We start from the raw sequence: 22,548 nt of genomic DNA, 5'->3' as shown, positions 1-22,548 counted from the left end.
AAGATTTATACAAGCCAAAAACCGTGTTTTAAATTTTATCTTTGCAAAAAATTACAATTGTCAGAAGCCATTACGCATACTGCTCAAATATCATGGTTGAGTGAATTTAAAACCCTCACTAAACACCGTTTATCTTTAAGCGTTGTGTTTTCGTCTTTGGCGGGTTATGTGTTAGGTGCTCAACAATTTGAATCCTTGACCTTTGCTTTGTTGTTTGTTGGCGGTTATGCTATGGTTGGGGCTTCAAATGCGTTTAATCAAATTATAGAAAAAGATTTAGACGCATTGATGAAGCGAACCAAAGACCGACCTTTGCCCAGTGGACGAATGCCGATTAGCATCGCGTGGATTACCGCAGTGGTTTTAACTCTAATCGGTTTGACATTGTTGTATATCATCAACCCGACAACTGCTTTTTTTGGAGGTGTTTCTATTTTTATTTATGTGGCGATTTACACGCCTTTAAAAACCAAAACACCACTATCTGTTTTTATTGGAGCCTTTCCAGGAGCAATTCCATTTATGTTAGGTTGGGTAGCTACTTCAGGCAATTTTGGGATAGAACCTGGTACTTTGTTTATGATTCAATTTTTTTGGCAATTTCCTCATTTTTGGGCTTTAGGTTGGTGGTTGTACGACGATTATAAAAGTGGTGGTTTTTTTATGTTGCCAACAGGCAAAAGAGATACAGGCACTGCCATTCAAATTATTTTATATTGTGTTTGGACGATTGCAGTTTCCATCATTCCTGTGTTTGGTGTTACTGGCGAATTAAAATTGACCATAATTTCAGCAGTAATTGTTTTACTTTTAGGCTTAATAATGCTGTTTTTTGCAATTCGGCTTTACCAAAAAAGAGACACTAAATCGGCTAAACAATTAATGTTAGCGAGTGTAACATATATAACTTTAATACAATTGGTTTACGTAGGAGATAAAATATTTAGAATATGGCTATAGAAGAGCGTTCAGAACAAGAAAAAAGAGATCGATCCAAAAAGATGATGTTGTGGTTTGGTATCATCAGTATGGTCATGACCTTTGCGGGATTGACCAGTGCCTATGTGGTAAGCAGTAAACGCCCTGACTGGGTGTCTGACTTTGAGTTGCCAGAAATATTTAGCGTCAGCACCGTTGTGATTGTATTGAGCAGTTTAACGCTTTTTTTATCAAAAAAATTTTTAAAATCAAATAACAGAAAACTCACTTCGTTATTCTTATTTATTACATTTTTATTAGGGGCTTCTTTTGTCGGCTTACAATTACAAGGCTTTGAAACCTTAATTGAAAACGGTTATTATTTTACTGGAGAAACCAGTACCATTAATTCATCATACATTTATGTTTTGGTGATGGCACATTTAGTACATTTATCCGCTGGCATTATTGTGCTTTTAGTGCTAATTTATAATCATTTTAGAAAACGATACAATTCTAACAAAATGCTTGGATTTACAATAGGTACAACGTTTTGGCACTTTGTAGATGTATTGTGGTTATTTTTGTTTTTATTTTTAAGTTTCTATAAATAATAAATTTAACTATTTTTGCCTAATTCTTAAATAAAACCTAAACTATGGATACGACTGCTGTTGCAAAAACAGGAACTGAAGGAAAACTTTGGGGCATCGGAAAACAACCGCTAAAAGCCAGTTATGGCAAAATGATGATGTGGTTTTTTATATTATCTGATGCATTGACCTTTTCTGGGTTTTTGGCAAGATACGGATTTTCAAGATTCAAATTTTCTTCCGAATGGTCAATTGCTGATGAGGTGTTCAACCATTTTCCTTTTTTACATGGTGTAGATGCACCGATGTTTTATGTGGCTTTGATGACATTTATTTTGATATTTTCATCTGTGACGATGGTTTTAGCCGTTGATGCAGGTCATCATATGAAGAAAAACCAAGTGATAATTTATATGGCGTTAACCATTCTTGGTGGCTCAATTTTCTTAGGTTCTCAAGCTTGGGAGTGGTCAAAATTTATCAAAGGAGAATACGGTGCCGTTGAAACACGAAGCGGAAAAATCCTTCAATTTGTTGATGCCGACGGCAAACGCGTGGCTTTAGAAAATGTGGCTATGGGTGAAAACAAAAGCCATAGACAACGGCATACAGAAGCCGTAGGAATTTGGTATAAAAAAGATGAAAAGCCCATACCTAAATTTACTTTAGAGCAAATTAAAACAGGTTTTACTGCCAAAGAAAACCTTAAAATCCGCACGATGAAGCTGGATGAAAATGGGCATAAAACTATATTAGATCGACAAACTTCATTAGACTATCTCAACAACAGAGGCATAGGTATTATTGAAGGTGCCAACTTGACCAAAAATGAATACGGTGCACCTTTGTTTGCAGATTTTTTCTTTTTCATTACTGGTTTTCACGGTTTTCATGTTTTTTCTGGTGTGGTTATCTTAACTATAATTTTCCTTAATGTATTACTGGGTACTTATGAAAAACGCGGTAGCTACGAAATGGTTGAAAAAGTAGGTCTTTATTGGCACTTTGTTGATTTGGTTTGGGTATTTGTATTTACATTTTTCTATTTGGTATAATTTTTTTAAACGATATTTGATATGACTCACGACACAACAACACAGGACTCATCTTCAGCAAAAAAACGCATTTGGTCGGTATTTATCATCCTTTCGGTTTTAACGATTGTTGAAGTCTTTTTTGGTTATTTAAGACCAACTTTTTTTGTTGAAACTAAACTTATTAATACACCAATATTAAACTGGATATTTATCATTTTAACCATAATAAAAGCCTATTACATTACTTGGGCATTTATGCATATGGAGCATGAAACCAAAGGCTTAAGACGAGCTGTAGTTTGGACTGCCGTCTTCTTAATTTCTTATTTGGTTGCCATATTATTAATTGAAGGTGGCTACATTGAAGATGTATATACTAATGGTCATATCACATGGGATTTTTAAACGATATTAAATAGTATAAAAATTGGTTAAATCATCGATAAGGCAGTCCATTTGAAGACTGCCTTTTTTATTTTTGTAAATTATGATAATTCAAAAAAAACATATTGTTCTTAGTATATTATTTATACTACCCTTGTTTGCCTATATGTTTTTTGCCAGTGGCGTTAATCATTTTGCAAAACTTGACACGCTAAGTGAAAATGTTTTAATCGATGATAATTATAACAGCATATTCAAAGATAGCGTAGTTAGTTTTGATGACAAAATCACCATTCTCAGTTTTTTGGGTTCTGATGTCGATACCAAAAAAGCATTTGCTTTCAACCTTAAAGAAAAAATTTACGACCGTTATAAAGATTTTAAAGATCTACAATTTATCAGTGTGATTGCTCCTGACCAAGAAGCTGAGGTTGAGAGTTTTGTAGAAGCTTTAAATTATACTTCCGATGCTGATAAGTGGTTTTTTGTTGAGCTCGATAAACAGCAAACTCAAGCTCTTTTTGAAAGTTTAGAAACTGACTTGAAGCTCGATAAATTTCAAAGTACCAACCAGGCATTTATCATTGATAAAAATAGAAATCTCAGAGGGCGTTTGGAAGATGAAGACGGCACTAAACGTTACGCCTATGATATGTCTTCCGTCGCTGAACTCAGTGATGAAATGAATGATGACGTTAAAGTGATTTTGGCAGAATACCGTCTGGCTTTAAAAAAATACAATAAGGATGAAAAAGAGTAAAGTAGGATGAAAAAATATATCAAATACAGCGGACTTGCAGTGGTTGTGATAATCTTTGGGATTTGGGTTTTCAAAGAATCTCAAAGCCGTTCTAAACAAGAAGACTTGGCTTATATCACTCTTAATGGTCAAAAACGACAAGTGCCGCAATTTAAACTTATAGACCAAAATGGAGACACCATCACCAACCAAGATTATAACAACAAAGTCTATGTGGTTGAATTTTTCTTTTCAACTTGCCCAACCATTTGTCCGATTATGAATAAAAATATGGTGCAAATTCAACGTAAATTTTACGGCCAAGATCAATTCGGAATCGCATCAATCAGCATTGATCCTTTCAATGATACCGTAGCACAACTTAAACGATATGCTAAAAAAATAGGTGTGAAACATCCTAACTGGCATTTGATGACTGGCGAAATGAATAAAATTATGTCGTTGGTCAACAACGGTTTTAATTTGTATGCCAAACAAGAATCCCGAGCTGATGGTGGTTTTGAGCATTCTGGATTTTTTGCGTTGATTGATAAACAAGGCTATTTGAGAAGCCGACGCGATGCCAATGGCAACCCTATTGTATTTTATCAAGGTGCAGTAGAATATGATGCAGACCAAAATCGCTTTAGCGAAAAACAACAAATCGATATTTTGATAGAAGATATCAACCAATTGCTTAAAGAATAATTATGAAATCTAAAATTTCACCTAATCGCTTTACCGTTTATTTGATAATTGCCTTATCAGTAGCTGTGCCTTTGATTGTTATCTTATTGATGAACCTCGATACCAGAACCAATATTCTCGGCTTGGATGTTGGCACTTTTCCTTTTTTTCACGCCGTTATTAATGGCTTGACGGCCATTTTGTTGTTTGTAGGTTATCTGCTTATTAAAAATCAAAAAATAATTTTACACCGCAATGTGATGATTTCAGCTTTTGGGCTTTCGGTGGTGTTTTTAGTGAGTTATGTCATTTCAAAAATCAGCCACGAACCTGTGCCTTATGGTGGTGAAGGTTGGATGCGATATTTATACTTTTTTATTTTAATCACACATATTGTATTGTCAGGAATCATCATACCACTGGTTTTGTTTACAATGTATCGCGGATTAACAGGACAATATGAAAAACATAAAAAAATTGCCAAATGGACGTTCCCAATTTGGATGTATGTTGCAATAACAGGAGTTTTGGTGTATGTTTTTATGCAACCATATTATTGATTAAATTTGTAGTCCTATGAAAGTTTTTAAACTATTTTTCATATTTATTTTGATTTTAATGGCAGATTCAACATTTGCCCAATGTTCAATGTGTCGAGCGGTTTTAGAAAGCAACGCCGATAATTCTGCCGCCGAAGGCATTAATAATGGCATTGTCTATTTAATGGCTTTTCCTTATCTGCTCATGGGTGGTTTGGGCTATTATATCTATAGAACGCATCAGAAGCAAAAGAAAAATAAAAGCCCTAATTAAATTTTAATGCTAATAATTTTTCTCTGGCAAAAAAATAAAGCCATGTCAACTGTTTCACAAAACACAAAGCATTCACAAAAATCATAAAACAGACAAAACTTCTTATTTCAACTTTATGTCGTCTTGTGATTCTTAGTTCAATAGTTTTACCTTTGTTGCAAAGAAATTTTAAAACCAAATACTATTAAAATATGAAAAAAGTCCTTTACCTTTCGACTTGTAATACCTGTAAACGTATTTTATCTGAAGTCAACACCGAAGGTTTTGAGTTGCAAGACACTAAAAAAACACCAGCATCTAAAGAAGATATTGAGTTGTTAAGACAACACGTCGATAGTTATGAAGCTCTGATTAATCGTCGGGCACAGCTTTGGCAAAAACGTGGGCTTAAAAATCAAGACCTATCAGAAGAAGATTATAAAGCATTGTTGCTCGAACACTATTCTTTTATCAAACGTCCGATTTTTATTGATGGGAATCAAGTTTTTATAGGCAATTCTAAAAAAGTTGTAGAAGCTTTAAAAGTTCATCTTGGTGAATAAGCGCATTTGGGCAATTCTTGTCGCTACAGGAGCAAGTTTTATTTACGGAGTCAACCATACTCTTGCTAAAGGTTTAATGCCAGATCAAATAGAAGCTTTTGGATTTGTGATGCTTCGCGTTTTGGGTGCGGCAGTCATTTTTTGGCTGATCAGTCTTTTTGTAAAATCTGAACCTATTCAACGTCGTGATTGGTCGCGAATTATTTTATGTACGGTTTTAGGAATGTTTGTCAATATGCTGTTGTTTTTTAAAGGTTTGAGTTTATCAACACCTATCAATTCTTCAGTGATTGTTACAATTTCGCCGATATTAGTGTTTATATTGTCAGCGGTTTTAATTCGAGAAAAAATCACTTGGCTTAAAGCCTCAGGAGCCGTTTTAGGTTTAGTCGGTGCGTTGATGTTGGTCATTTTTAGTACAGTTTCTACCGCTGATGCTCCAAATATTCCACTTGGTAATGCCATGATAATTGTCAATGCTTTATCATACGGTTTATATCTCATAGTTGTCCGACCACTAACAGCTCGCTACAGTAGTATTACTTTATTAAAATGGTTTTTTTTGATTGCCGTCATCATCAATTTTCCGATTGGTATTCGTGAATTTACTGACGTAGAATGGGCGTCTTTGCCATTTTCAGCCATTTGGCGAATGGGATTTGTGGTTTTAGGAACTACGGTTTTAACCTATTTACTCAATATTTATGCCCTTAAAGAACTTTCAGCATCAACAATTGGCGTGTTTGTATATTTACAACCTTTAATCGCCATTGCCTTTGCCATTATTTCAGGAGCTGACCAACTCAATTTTATAAAGGTGATTGCGGGAATTCTCGTGTTTGTTGGTGTTTTTATGGTTAGTAGGAAACGGGCAAGGAAGCGAGAGAACAGTTGATATGGTGAAAGTTTGTATTTTATTTATCAACAAATCTTACCTTTACGTCTTATTTTTAATCTTATAAGGTTTCATGGATTGGTTCAGGATTAAAACTTTCTTTAATTTTTTATTAAAATCAAAAAACCAACACGGCGTGCATTCACCGTTTGTGTATCATTTCATCACCAAGTGTTTGTATTCTAAAATATCAAAAACGGCATTAGATAAGCTTCAAGATGCGAGAAAACCTATCTTAAAATCTGATGATATCATACAAATGATTGATATTGGCGAAGGCTCTCAGCACTTTAAAACATCAAAACGCCGAGTAAAAACAATAGCCAAAAACGCAGGCATGAGACTTCATCAATCTCAGCTGATGAATAAAATTATAGATTATTTTGAAGTTAAAAATACCTTAGAACTTGGAACATCTGTGGGTTTAGGAAGTTTGAGTATGGCAGTCAACCAACCTCAAAATTGTGTAGATACCGTTGAAGCTTGTCCAAATACTTTTGCTTTTGCTAAAAGTTGTTTCAATACCTATGGTCTGAAGAATATCAAAACTCACAACACTGATTTTCAGTCTTATATAAATAATTTGTCAGCATATAAAACTTATGATTTAATTTATCTTGATGGTCATCACCAAAAAAAAGCTACACTTGATTATTTTAGTCAACTAAAAAAACATACCCATCATAATTCTATTGTCATTTTAGACGATATTTATTGGTCTAAAGAAATGCAAGAGGCTTGGCAGTTGATTTGCAAAGATAAAGAGGTCAAAGTGAGTTTAGATTTGTATTTTTGGGGTATTGTCTTTTTTAAACCCGAATTGAGCAAACAAGATTTTAAAATCCGTTGTTTGTTTTAAACCCGAAACTATGGAGTTTTTAAAAAACCTTTCTGAATTAACGCAACTTATTATTCTCATTGTGGCTATTGCAATACTGTTTGTTTTGGTTTTAATCAATAACAATAGAAATAAAAAGTTGAGATATCATCGAGATAAACGTCACTTTAATAAAAATTACTTCAAAAAGAAAAGAAACAAAAAAAGATGAAGATATCATGCCAAAGGCAGGCTATTTTTTTTTAAGGATTCATACAGGAGACATTTAAAAACAATATTCGGCATGAAGAATATTCTATCTAAAATCACTCTGAGTGACCTAAATTTCATTAGTTGAAACGGTTAGGATTGTGCATTTTCCATAGCTAAGGTTTGCAAATATTCGATGGTGAATGGATTTATGCATTTTCTATGATTTCAATTTCTTCCCTGTAAGTTCTAAGTTTTACTGCCATACAATCTCTCAGAAAGAAAAAAGCCTTTAGTCTGTTTTTCTTTTATTAAAAAAGAAATAACCTAAAACAGAACCTAAAATCAAAAATGGGTAAATCAAAAAGTTGATACCAACATCATTTGTAGTGCCAGGTCCACCACCACCATCTGGCGGTGGCGGTCCTTGAGCTAAAACGACATTGATAGACAGAAAAACAAAGGCAATTAAAATGATATATTTAAGATTTAATTTCATAGGTCTTTTAGTAAATATTTGATCTTCAGTTTTTTGAATTCTAATTTTGTTGACTTATTATAGCTTTTAACGTAAAAATTTCATTTTCTGTAAATACCTTAAAAACATATAAACCATCACTGTATTTATTGTCCAATCTGATTTTGATTTGACCTTCTCCTGTGATAAAATCATTTTTGCTAAACTCATCGATTAATTGTCCCTGAAGAGAAAATAATTGCAAGCCATTGACTTCATCAATAAGGCTTAGGTTATCAGCTGAAATCGAAAAAATATTAGATGTAATAGGATTAGGATAAACTTTGTAAACCCCTGTATCAAAACTATTTAGACCTAAAGTTGTTTCACTGTATATAATTTCAAAACGTTGAGCAGATATTGATTCTGGTATATTTTGATCTACAGAAAAATTATAGGTCGTGATTTGATCAGGCATAACCTGTGTGATGCTTTGTGTATATTGGTCTAATAAAAACACATCAACATTGAGAGATCCATTTGATTGAAAATCTAAATTTAGGCTATAGTCATTTTTGGTATAGCTGTATATTTGAAGTTGAGTGGTATCTGAGGCAATGGGCAAACCCCGTTTTTCTATTGATAGGTAATATTGTTCTGAATAGATAGTCAGACTTTCATTAAAATTCCATGCTTTTACCGCATCTTTTTGATTTACAGTTGAGCTATAAGTGTTGTCATAGACTATTCTGACACCATCAATAACTTGGTCGTCTTCATTTATAAGGTCGATATTGAGATGTGAAGGCAAAGTGCTTTGAGACTCACTAAACGTTCCAACTTGTGCAGTAGAATTTTGCTTTACAGATTCTTCAAATGTTATGGAAGGTGAAGTAGCTGTGGTTTTAACAAAAAATGCTTGATTAGGTTGAAGATATTGGTTTGCAGAAGTTCCTGCTGGAACCGATGAAAAGCTTAAATTTTCTAAATCAATTGTGGCATAACCGCCAATTGTGCCCAATGTAGGATCATAAATATAAGCACTACTATTATTGATTCCCGATGCATGATTATCTAACAAATCTTTTAAATCAACTTGCGATTGATAGGGATTTCCGATTAGATTAAAGTCTTCTGAAGTTGAACTTAAATTAGATACAACAAAATCTCCAAAGTGCATTTTGCCTGTTGTTCTAAGAGTAGTTGGATCCCCAACGGCTGTATTAGAATTTAAAGTGGTCGCTCTGTCGCCACGAATCATTATGGCATAGGCTTCACCTGCAAAGAATGGTTTTGTGTCGGTGTTTGGTATAGCATTCCAAGATTGTGTGTTTATATTCCATTCATACATCGATGCATTTCCTGTTGATGTAGCATCAAAACCATTGGCACCTGTTGTAGAACCTGTGATGTGTGTACCAAAACCTGGATTTGGATTTTGGTTGTCAGCATCAGATTGGGAGATATTGTTTACGCCTTCTTGCCAATTGTCTCTAATTGTAGATTGAGTAGAAGTATCTGTAGAAACACTTGGTGATAAATATCTATAAGCCCGATTAGACTTAGGTATAAAGCGGTGAGTTTCAAAACCACTACCTTCAATACGTGTATTTGCCACCACGGGTTCAAGCACAGCAGAGCCACTGCTATCGCTTTGAAAAATAATTTTCCCTTCGTTGACGATGTCTCCTGTAACGGTAAGTTTAACGTTTGGTGACAAGATTAAAGTGGCTCCAGATCTTACAACCAAATCACCTACTGTTATATCTGAACTAAAAGTCGCTTCGCCAGAACGCACAAATATATTTTGTGAACCAGTTGAGTTTCCTTCAGGATTGCCTAAACCAATACTTGTCCAACCCGATGTATCATCAACATAAACATAATCTTGATCGCCGTAACCAGGTGTCATATCAGTAGTATTTGCCCCATCAGGATCAACCACCCATTCTGAACTTGTCCAGATAGTGTTAGCAAATTTAACATCAGGATTGAGTCTGTAGGCTCTGCTGTCTTCGTATTCCCAAGGTTCGTCGTTAGCAGTTCCGTCTGTATTTTCTGAAAGCTCTGAATTTGTTCCTGTAAACCCATTGATGCCTATCTCGCCATACACATCAAATTGTGTGTTGATGGCTTCTGTAGGATTAGCACCAGATGTTGATAAAATGTAAGTATCATTGCCATCGCCTAAAGCAAAAGCATCTATATCAGTTGTTGCACCATTATAAGTTGAGCTAAAATCAGTTAGGGATTGATTTGAAATGATGTAATATCCCTTAGGAGGCAAAAAACCTGTAAGCTGATTGATTTCATAAGTATTACCAGCATTGGCTTCTCTTGTTAAAAAGAAATCTGATGAACTGAAATCTATTGCCGTAACGCCTGCATTAAAAATCTCAACATATTTAGCCGTTTGAATATCACCTGGATCAGCAATTTCTGTGATCAATAATTCGGGTGCAGAGATGATGTCAAAAGCATTACTTACAAGATTTGCAGGAAATCCAGCTGCGGTTGATGTGGCTGTTAATGTAACATTATTTTCTACAACGGTATGAATTATACTGCTACCATCAAAGGTTACTACATTGCCAATTGGCGTAGCTGTTAGAGGTGTCCCTTGCAAAGTTCCACTTGAAGTAATTGAAACATCACTTGTGAATGATGCATATGTTAAATCTATATTATTATTGTTATCTACATAAGCAATTTTAACATCGGTTGGCATACCTAAGTTTACATTAGCATTAGTGGGCTGAGAAATAAAACTGTATTGATTTCCATTAACATCTATGGTGAAAGTGTTGCCCTCAATAGGGGTAAAACTTGGTGCAAATTGAGAGCTTCCAGCTGCAGTTTGCCAATTTATTGAACTACTTGGAATGGCAAACTGAATCACTTCTTGGTCAGTAATACCTGAAGTATTTAAAAAAACATCTATGGTATATTCTTGAGCAACACCATTAGGAACAGTCATTTCTGTGTCTGTGTTATCTAAAACATCAACAATGATTCCTGTATCAGAAATACTCACACTTTGACTGGATTGTGCTAAAACACCACCAGCTCCAGAGCTAATGATACTTATGCCTTGAATCACTTGACTCCACGATGCGGTATTATTAGCTCCTGGCACAAGGTGGAGTTTCGTAACTTCTGTTACCACAGTATCAGAAGTAGCTAAGTCTTCGATTTCAAATTTAAGCACAGGAACAGAATTTGAAACACTTGTTGCTGCATCGGCAATTATTGTTCCTGATGCGACTTGTGTTGTTGGAGCGTTAATCTTAGAGTCGGAGTCAACAAATGCACTTCCTAAATCTATGTTGTCTAAATAAACTCTTCTACTTGTACTTGGACTACCAAATTTTTGAAAAACACCAAAATAAGTAGATGTTGAATAATTATTATCTGTTACAGTACCAGCAGAAGTTGTGGGAGTAGTAGAATATTCAAAACCAGTGCTATAAAACAATTCAAACACACCAGCATCACTTCGTGTAATTCTAATGTTTAAACCGTCTTTTAATGCACCAGTATTAAAATCTGGGCTTGACGGGAAGTCTCCAACTATTGTTTGTCCAGCTCCTGTTTTACGCCATAATTCTATTGGATCAGGAGAACTATTTATTCCTATTTTAATATAATAGCCTTGAAAGTTACTTGCTGTGATGATATCTCCAGAAAAGGAATCATTTGCCATTAAAACAACTCCAAAATAATTTGAGCCAGATGGGACAAAATCAGGCGTTGCTAAAGAAAATTGCCATTCTGAAACTTCTGAACTCTGCACAGCTAAACTAATATTGCCTGTATTGGCATTACTTGCTAAATAACTACCATCAGTTGTAGCAATACCATTAGGAATAGTAGCATTAGTAATGACAGAAAAACCTGCTGTATTGCCAGTCCAAACAGGATTTGACGTAAAATCCCCATCATTAAAATCTTCAAAAATGGCAGAGACTACAAACAAACAACTTCCAGGGTCTGTAACTATGCCAGTAGCCGAACAAGTTGCATCTACACCATCAGTTACGGATATATTTAAATCGCCTGAACCTGCACTGCCAGGAGCTAAATAAAATGTGGTTGCTGTGCCATAAGTTCCTGTTGCTGTAAAGGATGAAAACGGACCTGCAAGATTTGTGCTTATTTCAGTTCCAGCAATATTATCGGTCATTTCTACGGTATAAGTCGTGCCGAGATTGCTCCCTGTGGGATCAAGCTCAAATGAAATGATATCGTCTGAGCCATCACTAGGCGTGCCGTTGTCGTTACAACTGATGCTACCAAGACCGATATCGGATATGGAGCAAGTTGATGGTGGTGGCGTACCGCTTGGTGCAACACCAAAACCATCTAAACCACCATTTGCAATATCTGAAGGCGTAGTGTTGATGGTTTCAAATCTTGTGCTTGGATCTGTGAAACCCGTTAATTCTCCAGTAGTAATACTGCTTAATAATGCAATATTTTGGTTTTGTGTTGAAACGCCATTACCTTCCCAAGCACTCCCAGGATCGGTATTGGGACTTCCAAAAACATCGGTAGTTGTCGTTCCAAGTTTCAGAACTAAAGCATCATCACCGTTAAAAGTAAAAGCTTTTTCATAAAACAAAGCACCATTTGAAGTGGCTACAGGTTGCATGTCAATGGTGCCAACAACAAGAACTTCTCCAGGTTGTAAAACACCACTATCAATAGTAAAATCTGAACTTGGAGCTCCACCATTGGTTCCTTTTTCTATGATGAGATTATCAACTGAAAAATCAATTGCTACACTTGTGTTGTTCCAAATTTCGAGACCTTTTGGGGATGTCCCGCTATCGGTTTCTACATATTGACTGATAATCTGAGCAAAACTGTTTTGCGTGGTTAAAAAACCTAAAATAACCACAAAAGCTATAACTCTGAAATTTATATATTTAAACCCTTTCATTTTATTTCATTTAATGCCCAATATTATGACATATATTTTAAAAAAAACAAAAATCAATGTTAGGAAATGATTAAATCTAATATTCTGATTATCATTGTTTAATAACATAAAAGAACAAGTGTTTTAACTTAATTATAACATCAGCAAACACAGACATTGTCTTAAATTACTCGTCGGAATTAGTGGTTTATTTTTTGAATTTAGCTTAAACCAATTTGATGAATATTGTTAATAAATATACGTCGGTATTACAAATTAGTTTAACTTGTATTTGATATCGTTTTGTTGAAGACTTTGCAATAGCTCAGCCGATATTTCTACTTGTCTGGTTTTGCTGTATGCGTTGAGTTTGATTTTCTCCTCTTTGTCATAAATCACAAAGTCTAAAGTTTTTAGTACTGAATAAGTTTTACAAATTTCATTGAGCTTGTCAATTTGTTTGTCTTCAATTGAATTGATGTCTAATTGCAGTTGTATTTTCTTAGTAAAATCAGATATAACATCTTGTAACTGCTTAAAAGACAAGTATTTAATATTAACCTTTCCTGGTTCACTTGTATCGCGATTGGTGAATTGAGATAGTTGTATTTTTAAATGCACAAAATGATCAGGTATTAAATAATGTCTGTTTCTGAGATATTCTTCACCAAAAATTCTAAATTCGTGACTGTCTTTGTAATCTTCTAAAATAAAAACAGCATAACCTTTGCCATTTTTGCTCACTCTGTGGTTCACATCAGTTATCACGCCAGCAATTTTTATTTCTTTATCGATATAATCTTCAAGGTGAGAAAAAGCTTGTAAATCAGTATTGCAGTAATGTTTGAGTTCGAGTTTAAAATCGTCTAAAGGGTGAGCAGAAAGAAATAGACCAACCACTTCTTTTTCGGCTTTTAAAGTTTTCATATTATGCCAAGGTTCGCAAGGCGGTACTTCTGGTTCAGGAATTTGAACTTCGCTGGCATCGCCAAATAAACTGACTTGAGCTGAGTTTTTGTTTTCTTGATACCGTGAAGCATATTTGAGTATCTTTTCGATAAAAGTTTGTTCAGATTCATCGGATTTGTGAAAAAATTGTGCACGGTGAACATTGCCAAGATTATCAAATGCACCAGCATAAGCCAAGCTTTCAAAGGCTTTTTTGTTGGTCGCTCTCAAATCTATACGTTTTGCCAAATCGAATATAGATTTGTATTCACCATCTTCTTTCCGATTATCGACAATGGTTTTTACGGCATTTCGCCCAACGCCTTTAATAGCACCCATACCAAATCGAATGGCATTGTCTTTATTGACTGAAAACTTATAAAACGATTCATTCACGTCAGGTCCTAAAACAGGAACACCCATACGGCGACATTCTTCCATAAAAAACGTCACTTTTTTGATATCGCTCATATTGTTTGACAATACCATGACCATATATTCAGCAGGATAGTGAGCTTTGAGATAAGCGGTTTGATAAGCCACAAAGGCATAGCAAGTTGAGTGCGATTTGTTAAACGCATAACTGGCAAAAGCTTCCCAATCTTTCCATATTTTTTCAAGTTTTTTTTCTTCAAAACCTTTAGATTTTGCTTGGTTAATGAATTGAGGTTTTAGCTTTGCCAACACGTCTTTTTTCTTTTTACCCATAGCTTTTCGCAAAATATCAGCTTCGCCTTTGGTAAAATCGGCTAATTTTTGTGAAAGCAACATCACTTGCTCTTGATAAACCGTGATGCCGTAGGTTTCTTCTAAAATTTCTTGCATCACAGGTAAATCGTAAGTGATTTCTTCATCGCCGTGTTTACGCTTGATAAAACTCGGAATGTATTCCATTGGTCCAGGTCTATATAGTGCATTCATAGCGATAAGATCTTCAAAAACAGTAGGCTTGAGGTCTTTCATATGCTTTTGCATACCTGGCGATTCGTATTGAAAAATACCAACAGTTTGGCCACGTTGAAAAAGCTCGTAGGTTTTTTCATCATCAAGCGGAAATTGTTCTGGGTCTAAATCTTTACCGTGTTTTGCTTTTACAATTTTAACGGTGTCTTTAATTAGGGTTAAGGTTTTGAGTCCTAAAAAATCCATTTTTAGCAAACCAGCAGATTCAACTACATTGTTATCAAACTGAGTAACATACAAGTCTGAGTCTTTAGCAGTTGCTATGGGAACAAATTTTGTGATATCATCGGGTGTAATGATAACGCCACAAGCGTGAGTTCCTGTATTTCTGACAGAACCTTCAATAATTCTGGCTTGATTGACAGTTTCGGCTTGTTCGTCTCCGTTTTCGCTGAGTTGGAGCAACTGCATAATTTTATCAACATCTTCACTTCTAAAATTAGCTTTGAGTTCTTTTTCGTCTTTACCAAAAATTTTAGAAAGTTTGGTCATATCAGGCACCAATTTGGCAATTCTGTCAGCTTCGTAAAGAGGTAAATCTAAAACACGAGCGGTGTCTCTGATAGCAGATTTAGCTGCCATTGTGCCATAAGTGATGATTTGAGCAACTTGATTTTCGCCGTATTTGTCGATGACATAATTCAACACTTTACTTCGGCCTTCATCGTCAAAATCAATATCAATATCAGGCATGCTGACTCGCTCCGGATTTAAAAACCGCTCAAACAGTAAATCGTATTTTATAGGATCTATATTGGTGATTTTTAGACAATAGGCTACGGCACTACCAGCTGCAGAACCACGTACATATTCAACGGAAACGCCCATTTTTCGAGCTTCACGAATTAAATCTTCTACAATCAAAAAATAGCCTGGATATCCTGTTTTGGCAATGACGGAAAGCTCAAAATCAAGACGTTCTTTGATGTCTTTAGTAATGTCGCCATAGCGTTCTTTTGCACCTTGATAAGTGATGTGTTTGAGGTAGGCATTTTCGCCTCGTTTGCCTTTGTCTTCAGCGTCTTTTTTATCTTTAAACTCTTCTGGAATTTCAAAAGCAGGTAATAACACCTCTCTCGCTAAATCATAAAATTCAATTTTATCGGCAATTTCTTTAGTGTGTGTAATCGCTTCAGGATAATCTTTAAAAAGATTTTTCATCTCTTCAGCTGACTTGAAATAATACTTATCGTTGGGCAAACCATAGCGATAACCACGACCTCGACCAATGGGTGTAGATTGTTTTTCGCCATCTTTTACGCATAATAAAATATCGTGAGCGTTGGCATCTTCTTGATTTTCATAATACACATTATTGGTGGCTACTAATTTTACATCGTGCTTTTGGGCTAATTTGATTAAACTTTGATTAGCACGGTCTTCATCTTCTTGTTGATGCCTGTTGAGTTCGATATAAAAATCATCGCCAAATTGTTCTTTCCACCACAATAAGGCTTCTTCAGCTTGATTTTCGCCAACATTCAATAGTTTTGAAGGAATTTCACCATAGAGGTTTCCAGACAACACAACGATATCATCTTTGTATTGTTCTATGATGGTTTTGTCAATTCTGGGGACATAATAAAAGCCTTTGGTATAAGCGATAGAAGACATTTTAGCCAAGTTATGATAGCCTTTTTTGTTTTTGGCGAGCATCACAATTTGATAGCCGTTGTCCTTATGACTTTTGTCTAAATGATTTTCACATACAAAAAATTCGCAACCGATAATTGGCTTAACTGATTGGTCTTGTTGTTTTTCGGTTAAAGCTTTATTGTGTGCTTTAGCGGCATTGACAAAATGAAAAGCACCCATCATATTGGCGTGGTCGGTTAGTGCAACCGCTGGCATGTTGTTTTTTGAAGTCGCTTCAATTAAATCTTGAACCGATATTGTGGATTGTAAAATTGAAAATTGACTATGGTTATGTAGATGTACAAAGGTTTCGTCTGAAAGGGTTTTTAAGTTTTCATCTAAATCTTTCTGACTCGGTTTTTCAATTTCGTCGGGTTTTTGTTGTTCTTCAAGTTTTTTAGAAGCCTTTTCAAGGTTTGTATGCTTTAAACCAATAAGCTGAAAGGGTTCAGGATGTTTGTTTTGAAATTCGGTAATGTAGCCAGCTTCTGCCATGAGTTGATTTTCAGAATAATGTGCTTTTCTGAGCAATTCTAAAAAACATCTTGCTGTGGCTTCAACATCTGCTGTGGCATTATGGGCTTCATTAAAAGGTTCGTTAAACAGAAATTGGTGAAGTTCTGTTAGGGTTGGCAATTTAAAACCACCGCCACGACCGCCAGGAATTTGACAGAGTTTGGCTGTTTTTTCTGTGCAGGTATCCAGAACTTGCATTTCTGCCAAAGGACTTTCAATTTCTGAGCGATAAAACTCAGCACCCATAATATTGATGTCAAAATCCACATTTTGACCGACTACAAATCGAGCTTTTTTTAAGGCTTCATTAAAAGCTTGTAAAACATCTTTTAAGGGTTTGCCTTCTTGATGAGCTAAGGTGGTTGAAATGCCGTGAATTTTTTCGGAATCGTAAGGAATATCAAAACCTTCAGGCTGAATTAAAAAATCTTGATGTTCGATGAGTTTACCCCATTGGTCGTGAACTTGCCAGGCAATTTGAACTGCTCTTGGCCAGTTGTCAACATCAGAAATTGGGGCGTTAAAGCGTTTGGGTAAGCCTGTGGTTTCGGTGTCAAAAATGATATACATAGGTTGCTGAAGTTTGAGGTAAATTTATAAAATAGAGTTCAAAAATTGTGTTGAAAAATTTGAAAGTTATAAACGGGTTTTGATGAAGTTGATAATTTATACCAATATTATGACCGGTCAAGTATTAGTATGCAAGTTCATCATATTTATAAATAATATCATAGCCTTTTAGCCGAAAATATTCTAAGTCTTCTTCGTTTTGTGCGGTTACTAAAACAAAATCGCCACCCCAAGCACCAAGGCTTTTAACTATCCCAGAGGTGTAATCTCTAAATTTTAATTTTTGAATAGGAGTTTGATTTATGATTTTTGAAATAATTTCTTCGTGTGTTTTGAGGTGGTTTTCAAATTCTTTTAAATCAGATGAATGAATTATGGAAAGCGTTAAATTTGATATTTTTTCAATATTTTGAGTTCGTTCAGATTTTAAGTTTTTTAGATAATTTGAAATGGCTTCTCGACTGTTTTGTTTTTGGTTCAAATAAATAAAGTAGATAAAGGGTTTGAGTTGCTCAGAAATTTCAACTGATTGTGTTGTTACCTTTCCATCAAGCCTTTGATATATAAAAGGTTGTTGTTGTTGAGTTGCAGACAATGTCGTATCCACTTCCGCCAAAGCTTTGCTCCAATAGAAAATAAGGGTCAATTTTTGACCATTGTGCCAAATTATTAATCAATGTGGAAGATGAACCGAGACCCCAATTGTTATTAAATTCTAATCGGGTTGAAAACACATAAGTTTTTTCAAACAATTCGGGTTTTTCCTGATATATAATTTTTAAAATTTGAAATAATCGGGTTTTAAAATTATCGCTTGTTTTATTCTCAAGAATTTCTTTTAAATCAAAATCAATTGTTTTCCAAACCTGAGCATTTTTTAAATAGCTTATCCATTGATTTTGGCGACCAGAAATGCTTTTAACACTTAAAGATTGTCCTAATTTACAAGGCAAGGCTAAGGCTTTTGCACCATCTAAAACAACATATTCTCCTGTGAGTAAAAGTTTGCCGTGACTGTAAAAGTTTTGCGTTTGCATTTAAGACCGAATTCTATTGATAAAATCTACAACCGCATTATGCGTGGCTGAATGGGTTTTAAAATATTCTATAGCTTGAGCTTTTTCGCTATTCGTGGCGTCAAATTGATTCAAAATGTTTAATAAATGCATTTTCATATGACCTTTTTGAATGCCGTCGGTTACCAAAGAGTTTACAGCACCAAAGTTTTGTGCCAAACCAGCAACAGCAATGATACGCATCAGTTGTTCAGCCGATGGATTACCCAGTATAGATAAAGTCACTTTAACTAAAGGATGAAGACTGGTTAAACCGCCAACAGTACCAACTGCTATAGGAACTTCAATCCAGAATTTAAATTGATTATTCTCAATATTGACGTGAGTTAAACTTTTATATTGACCGTCTTTAGCGGCGTAAGCGTGAACGCCAGCTTCAACGGCTCTAAAATCATTTCCTGTAGCCAAAACCACAGCATCAATACCGTTCATAATACCTTTGTTATGTGTTACAGCACGATAAGGCTCAACATTAGCAATATCGATGGCTTGTTTAAATCGGCGTGCAAAATTTTTGCTGTCTTCAGCATTGGTTGCCAAGTCTTCAATCGGGCAAGAGACTTCAGCACGCACGGTGCATTCTGGTACATAATTAGATAAAATGCACATAATGACTTCAACGTTTAAATGGTGTGCTATTTTTTCAAGGGTTTTGCCAAATTGTTCTAAACAAGAATTGATGAAGTTGGCACCCATAGCATCAACCGTTTCAAATGTGCAATGCAACTGATAATAATGCTCAAGTTGATCAGTTTTATTGACCAGCTCAATGTTTTTAATGCCGCCACCACGCCTTTTCATATTTTTAGTGATGTCGCTTGCGTCTTCAAAAAATTGAGCCTTGTGTTTTTCAAATGCATCTTTAAGTTGATGATATTCACTTTGACAACTAAAATGTGCTTGCCCAACCTTGGTGGTGCCAAGAACTTGTGTTTTAAAACCACCTTTGTTTCCCCAAAATTTTGCGGCTTTGCTTGCTGCCGCCACCACAGAACTTTCTTCTATCGCCATAGGAATGCAATAAACTTGATCATCTATAATGAAATTTGGAGCTAAGCCAAATGGCAAATAATAGTTTGAAACGGTGTTTTCAGCAAACTCGTCGTGAAGTTTTTGGAGCTTTTTGTCAGAATTACAATATTGTTTTAAAATTGATTTGGCTTGGTCTTGACCTTGTAAATATTGTTTACAAACCCAATCAATTTTTTCGGCTTTAGTCAATTTTGAAAATCCAGATATTTTGGTCATAAAGTTTTTTTTAATCAACCTTCATCATTTTTTTGGATAGTGAAATGCTGTCTTTGAGCATAGGTTTTCGGGTTTCGGTCTTGAGACGTCTTAAGCTATCATTGACGCGATCTATAGAATCTATGATTTGTTTTTGTGCTTCAATATTTTTTTGAACCTGTTCGTATATTTTTATATTGGCTTCAAAATCTAAATTGTAATAATTCATATTTTGAGCTAAAGTCAAACTGTCGATATCAAATTTGTTATAAATATGCTCCGTTGGTTCTATTCCGTAAGTTTCAAATTTTTTAGAATTTGTTCTGTAAACCCCATCTAATATCAGCATATCTGTATAAATTTCTACCATTTTATCTTGAGAGAGCAACTTGTCAGGTTTGGTTTGTTTTTGAACATCGTCGCAAGACCAAACAACAAAAATCGCTAAAGTTAAAACACAGATATATTTTCTATCTATCAAATTCAAGGCGTTGTGCATTTTTAATATCATTAAATTTAAAATTATCGTAAATCAATTGTCCGTTGACAAAGGTTTTTTCTATTTGTGATTGAAAAGTTGTGCCTTCAAAAGGAGACCAACCGCATTTGTATAAAATATTATCTTTTGTAATGGTCCAAGGTTTTTTGGTGTTCAATAAAACTAAATCTGCCTTATAGCCTTCTTTGATAAATCCGCGTTTATGCACGTCAAACAGTAAAGCTGGATTGTGACAAAACTTTTGAACAATATCTTCAAGTCTGATTTTGCCTTGATGAAAAAACTCAAGCAAAGCAGGTATGGCGTGTTGCACTAACGGACCGCCACTTGGAGCTTTGGTGTAAACTTGATTTTTTTCTTCTAAAGTATGCGGTGCGTGGTCTGTGGCTAAGACGTCGATTTTGTTGTCAAGCAAGGCTTTGAGTAATTGGTCTCGGTCTTGAGCGGTTTTTATGGCGGGATTCCACTTGATGTGCGTGCCTTTTTCGGCATAATCTTCGTCTGAAAACCACAAATGGTGAATGCAAACTTCTGAAGTGATTTTCTTTTTCTCTAAGGGAATATCCGAGTCAAAAAGATGCGTTTCTTTGGCTGTTGATAGGTGAAAAACGTGCAATCTGGCGTCAGTTTTTTTAGCTAATTCTACCGCTCGAGATGACGATAAATAGCAGGCTTCTTCACTTCTGATTTTTGGATGATATTTGACTGGTATATCATCGCCGTATCTAACTTTATAGATTTCCATATTTTTCTTGATGGTGTCTTCATCTTCGCAATGTGTTGAAATAATAACAGGAGAGTGTTTAAAAATCTCTTCCAAAACTTTCCAATCATCAACCAACATATTTCCCGTAGAAGAGCCGAGAAATAGCTTCAGTCCAGCGGTAGTTTTGGGGTTGATTTTTTTGATGTCTTCTAAGTTGTCATTTGTTCCTCCAAATTTAAAGGAATAATTAGCATAAGATGACTTTGCGGCCATTGCAAATTTTTCTTCTAAACGCTGATGCGTTACGGTTTGCGGATTGGTGTTGGGCATTTCCATAAAAGACGTAATCTTGCCAGCTACTGCGACTAATGAGCCTGTTTTTATAGTTTCTTTATGGGTTAATCCCGGTTCTCTAAAATGCACTTGATCATCTATAGCACCTGGAATCAGATATTGACCGTTGGCATCAATGAGCTGATGATTTTTTTCGAGATGGATATTTTTATCAATTCGTTGGATAGTGTCATTTTCGATATAAATATCAGCGGTATAAATACTTTGTTCATTTACGATTTGAGCATTTTTGATCAGATAAGCCATAATTAATTGAACTTTTGTTTAAAAAATATACTTTTTAGCCTGAGATTGATGACGCCTAAAACAGCTTCCCAAATAATGCGTTTGTCCATTTTTGATTTTCCTTTGGTTCTATCGGTGAAAATTATAGGGACTTCTTTTAAATCAAAACCAAGTTTGTAAGCTTTATATTTCATTTCAATTTGAAAAGCATAACCTACAAATTTAATTTTATCAAAATTGATTTTTTCAAGAACACTTCTGTGGTAACAGACAAAACCAGCTGTGGTATCGCAAATAGGTATTTGAGTAACAACCCTGACATACCATGATGCTATCCAAGACAAAAGCACGCGATTCATTGGTCAGTTGATGACGTTGACACCTTTTGAATATCTTGAGCCAATCGACAAATCTGCACCTTGTTTGAAACAAGCGTTGTACAGTCGAATCAAATCATTTGGGTTGTGTGAATAGTCGGCATCCATTTCAAAAATATAATCGTAATTGTGATTCAATGCCCATTTAAAACCTGCAATATACGCCCGACCTAAACCTTCTTTTTTTGTTCTTACAAGCAAATTTAAACGCTCGGGATATTCTTCTTGAAGTGTTTTTACTCTATCAGCAGTGCCATCAGGCGAGCTATCATCAACAATTAGAATGTGAAAATTTACATCTTGAGCAAAAACATTTCTGACAACTCTTTCGATATTTTCGATTTCGTTGTAAGTCGGAATAATAACAATTCTTTCAGGCATAGCAAAAGCACATAAAAAAACAAAAATAAAACAATATTCTATATAGAATTTCTTTGTT

The 22,548-nt window shown here is 35.0% G+C and carries 19 protein-coding genes and 1 pseudogene; 11 read left to right on the top strand and 9 right to left on the bottom strand.

The annotated features are described in order from the left end of the window. The first annotated feature begins 57 nt into the window (after positions 1-57). From cyoE to IGB25_RS12815, 11 genes are all read left to right on the top strand, one after another. Entirely contained in the window at positions 58-960 is a 903-nt protein-coding gene (gene cyoE / locus IGB25_RS12865; RefSeq protein WP_211065345.1) for a heme o synthase, read from the top strand. Next, the gene (locus IGB25_RS12860; protein WP_211065344.1) at positions 951-1,532 is read left to right on the top strand and encodes a cytochrome c oxidase subunit 3; all 582 of its coding nucleotides are present in this window, start codon (positions 951-953) and stop codon (positions 1,530-1,532) included. The genes cyoE and IGB25_RS12860 overlap by 10 nt, the downstream gene beginning before the upstream one ends. Before the next feature lie 44 nt (positions 1,533-1,576). Beyond that, positions 1,577-2,566 carry a cytochrome c oxidase subunit 3 gene (locus IGB25_RS12855; RefSeq protein ID WP_211065343.1) on the top strand — a complete coding sequence of 330 codons (990 nt, stop codon included), beginning with the start codon at positions 1,577-1,579 and terminating at the stop codon, positions 2,564-2,566. 21 nt (positions 2,567-2,587) lie between these two features. Continuing rightward, entirely contained in the window at positions 2,588-2,953 is a 366-nt protein-coding gene (locus IGB25_RS12850) for a cytochrome C oxidase subunit IV family protein (RefSeq protein ID WP_211065342.1), read from the top strand. 82 nt (positions 2,954-3,035) lie between these two features. Further along, entirely contained in the window at positions 3,036-3,692 is a 657-nt protein-coding gene (locus tag IGB25_RS12845; RefSeq protein ID WP_211065341.1) for a hypothetical protein, read from the top strand. A 6-nt stretch (positions 3,693-3,698) separates the two neighbouring features. Continuing rightward, positions 3,699-4,379, top strand: coding sequence for an SCO family protein (locus tag IGB25_RS12840; RefSeq protein ID WP_211065340.1), 681 nt, complete (start codon positions 3,699-3,701; stop codon positions 4,377-4,379). 2 nt (positions 4,380-4,381) lie between these two features. After that, positions 4,382-4,918 (top strand): DUF420 domain-containing protein, encoded by a 537-nt coding sequence (locus tag IGB25_RS12835; protein ID WP_211065339.1) that lies wholly within the window; start codon positions 4,382-4,384, stop codon positions 4,916-4,918. Positions 4,919-4,934: 16 nt separating this feature from the next. Next, positions 4,935-5,171, top strand: a complete 237-nt coding sequence (locus IGB25_RS12830; protein ID WP_211065338.1) for a hypothetical protein — start codon at positions 4,935-4,937, stop codon at positions 5,169-5,171. 191 nt (positions 5,172-5,362) lie between these two features. Beyond that, the gene (locus IGB25_RS12825) at positions 5,363-5,713 is read left to right on the top strand and encodes an arsenate reductase family protein (RefSeq protein ID WP_211065337.1); all 351 of its coding nucleotides are present in this window, start codon (positions 5,363-5,365) and stop codon (positions 5,711-5,713) included. Beyond that, a complete protein-coding gene (locus IGB25_RS12820) occupies positions 5,706-6,608 on the top strand; it encodes a DMT family transporter (RefSeq protein ID WP_211065336.1) in 903 nt (300 codons plus the stop codon). Before IGB25_RS12825 ends, IGB25_RS12820 begins: the two co-directional genes overlap by 8 nt. Before the next feature lie 136 nt (positions 6,609-6,744). After that, complete coding sequence (locus IGB25_RS12815) at positions 6,745-7,467, top strand: O-methyltransferase (RefSeq protein WP_211065335.1); 723 nt, start codon at positions 6,745-6,747, stop codon at positions 7,465-7,467. Between the two features lie 460 nt (positions 7,468-7,927). Here the strand turns inward: IGB25_RS12815 and IGB25_RS12810 are convergent, their stop codons facing one another. The 9 genes and pseudogenes from IGB25_RS12810 to IGB25_RS12770 all read right to left on the bottom strand — a co-directional run bounded on the left by IGB25_RS12810 (position 7,928) and on the right by IGB25_RS12770 (position 22,490). Continuing rightward, positions 7,928-8,134, bottom strand: coding sequence for a hypothetical protein (locus IGB25_RS12810; RefSeq protein WP_211065334.1), 207 nt, complete (start codon positions 8,132-8,134; stop codon positions 7,928-7,930). A 40-nt stretch (positions 8,135-8,174) separates the two neighbouring features. Next, complete coding sequence (locus tag IGB25_RS12805; protein ID WP_211065333.1) at positions 8,175-13,034, bottom strand: T9SS type A sorting domain-containing protein; 4,860 nt, start codon at positions 13,032-13,034, stop codon at positions 8,175-8,177. Between the two features lie 255 nt (positions 13,035-13,289). Beyond that, positions 13,290-17,645 carry a DNA polymerase III subunit alpha gene (gene dnaE / locus IGB25_RS12800; protein ID WP_211065332.1) on the bottom strand — a complete coding sequence of 1,452 codons (4,356 nt, stop codon included), beginning with the start codon at positions 17,643-17,645 and terminating at the stop codon, positions 13,290-13,292. Between the two features lie 124 nt (positions 17,646-17,769). Then, on the bottom strand, positions 17,770-18,261 hold the full coding sequence (locus tag IGB25_RS12795; protein ID WP_211065331.1) for a hypothetical protein: 492 nt from the start codon (positions 18,259-18,261) through the stop codon (positions 17,770-17,772). Then, positions 18,194-18,682 carry a hypothetical protein gene (locus IGB25_RS12790; protein WP_211065330.1) on the bottom strand — a complete coding sequence of 163 codons (489 nt, stop codon included), beginning with the start codon at positions 18,680-18,682 and terminating at the stop codon, positions 18,194-18,196. Before IGB25_RS12790 ends, IGB25_RS12795 begins: the two co-directional genes overlap by 68 nt. Beyond that, positions 18,683-19,969 (bottom strand): hydroxymethylglutaryl-CoA reductase, degradative, encoded by a 1,287-nt coding sequence (locus IGB25_RS12785; RefSeq protein ID WP_211065329.1) that lies wholly within the window; start codon positions 19,967-19,969, stop codon positions 18,683-18,685. It lies immediately after the preceding gene. 10 nt (positions 19,970-19,979) lie between these two features. Next, the gene (locus IGB25_RS12780) at positions 19,980-20,447 is read right to left on the bottom strand and encodes a DUF4296 domain-containing protein (RefSeq protein ID WP_211065328.1); all 468 of its coding nucleotides are present in this window, start codon (positions 20,445-20,447) and stop codon (positions 19,980-19,982) included. Next, positions 20,419-21,756 (bottom strand): dihydroorotase, encoded by a 1,338-nt coding sequence (locus IGB25_RS12775; protein WP_211066927.1) that lies wholly within the window; start codon positions 21,754-21,756, stop codon positions 20,419-20,421. The genes IGB25_RS12780 and IGB25_RS12775 overlap by 29 nt, the downstream gene beginning before the upstream one ends. Next, positions 21,756-22,490 (bottom strand): annotated as a pseudogene (locus IGB25_RS12770) (polyprenol monophosphomannose synthase). Before IGB25_RS12770 ends, IGB25_RS12775 begins: the two are co-directional and overlap by 1 nt. Positions 22,491-22,548 lie beyond the last annotated feature (58 nt).

Origin of the sequence: Flavobacterium sp. CS20 (assembly GCF_018080005.1) — a bacterium.
Lineage (GTDB): Bacteria > Bacteroidota > Bacteroidia > Flavobacteriales > Flavobacteriaceae > Psychroflexus.
This window is presented reverse-complemented; position numbering and strand designations above follow the sequence as displayed.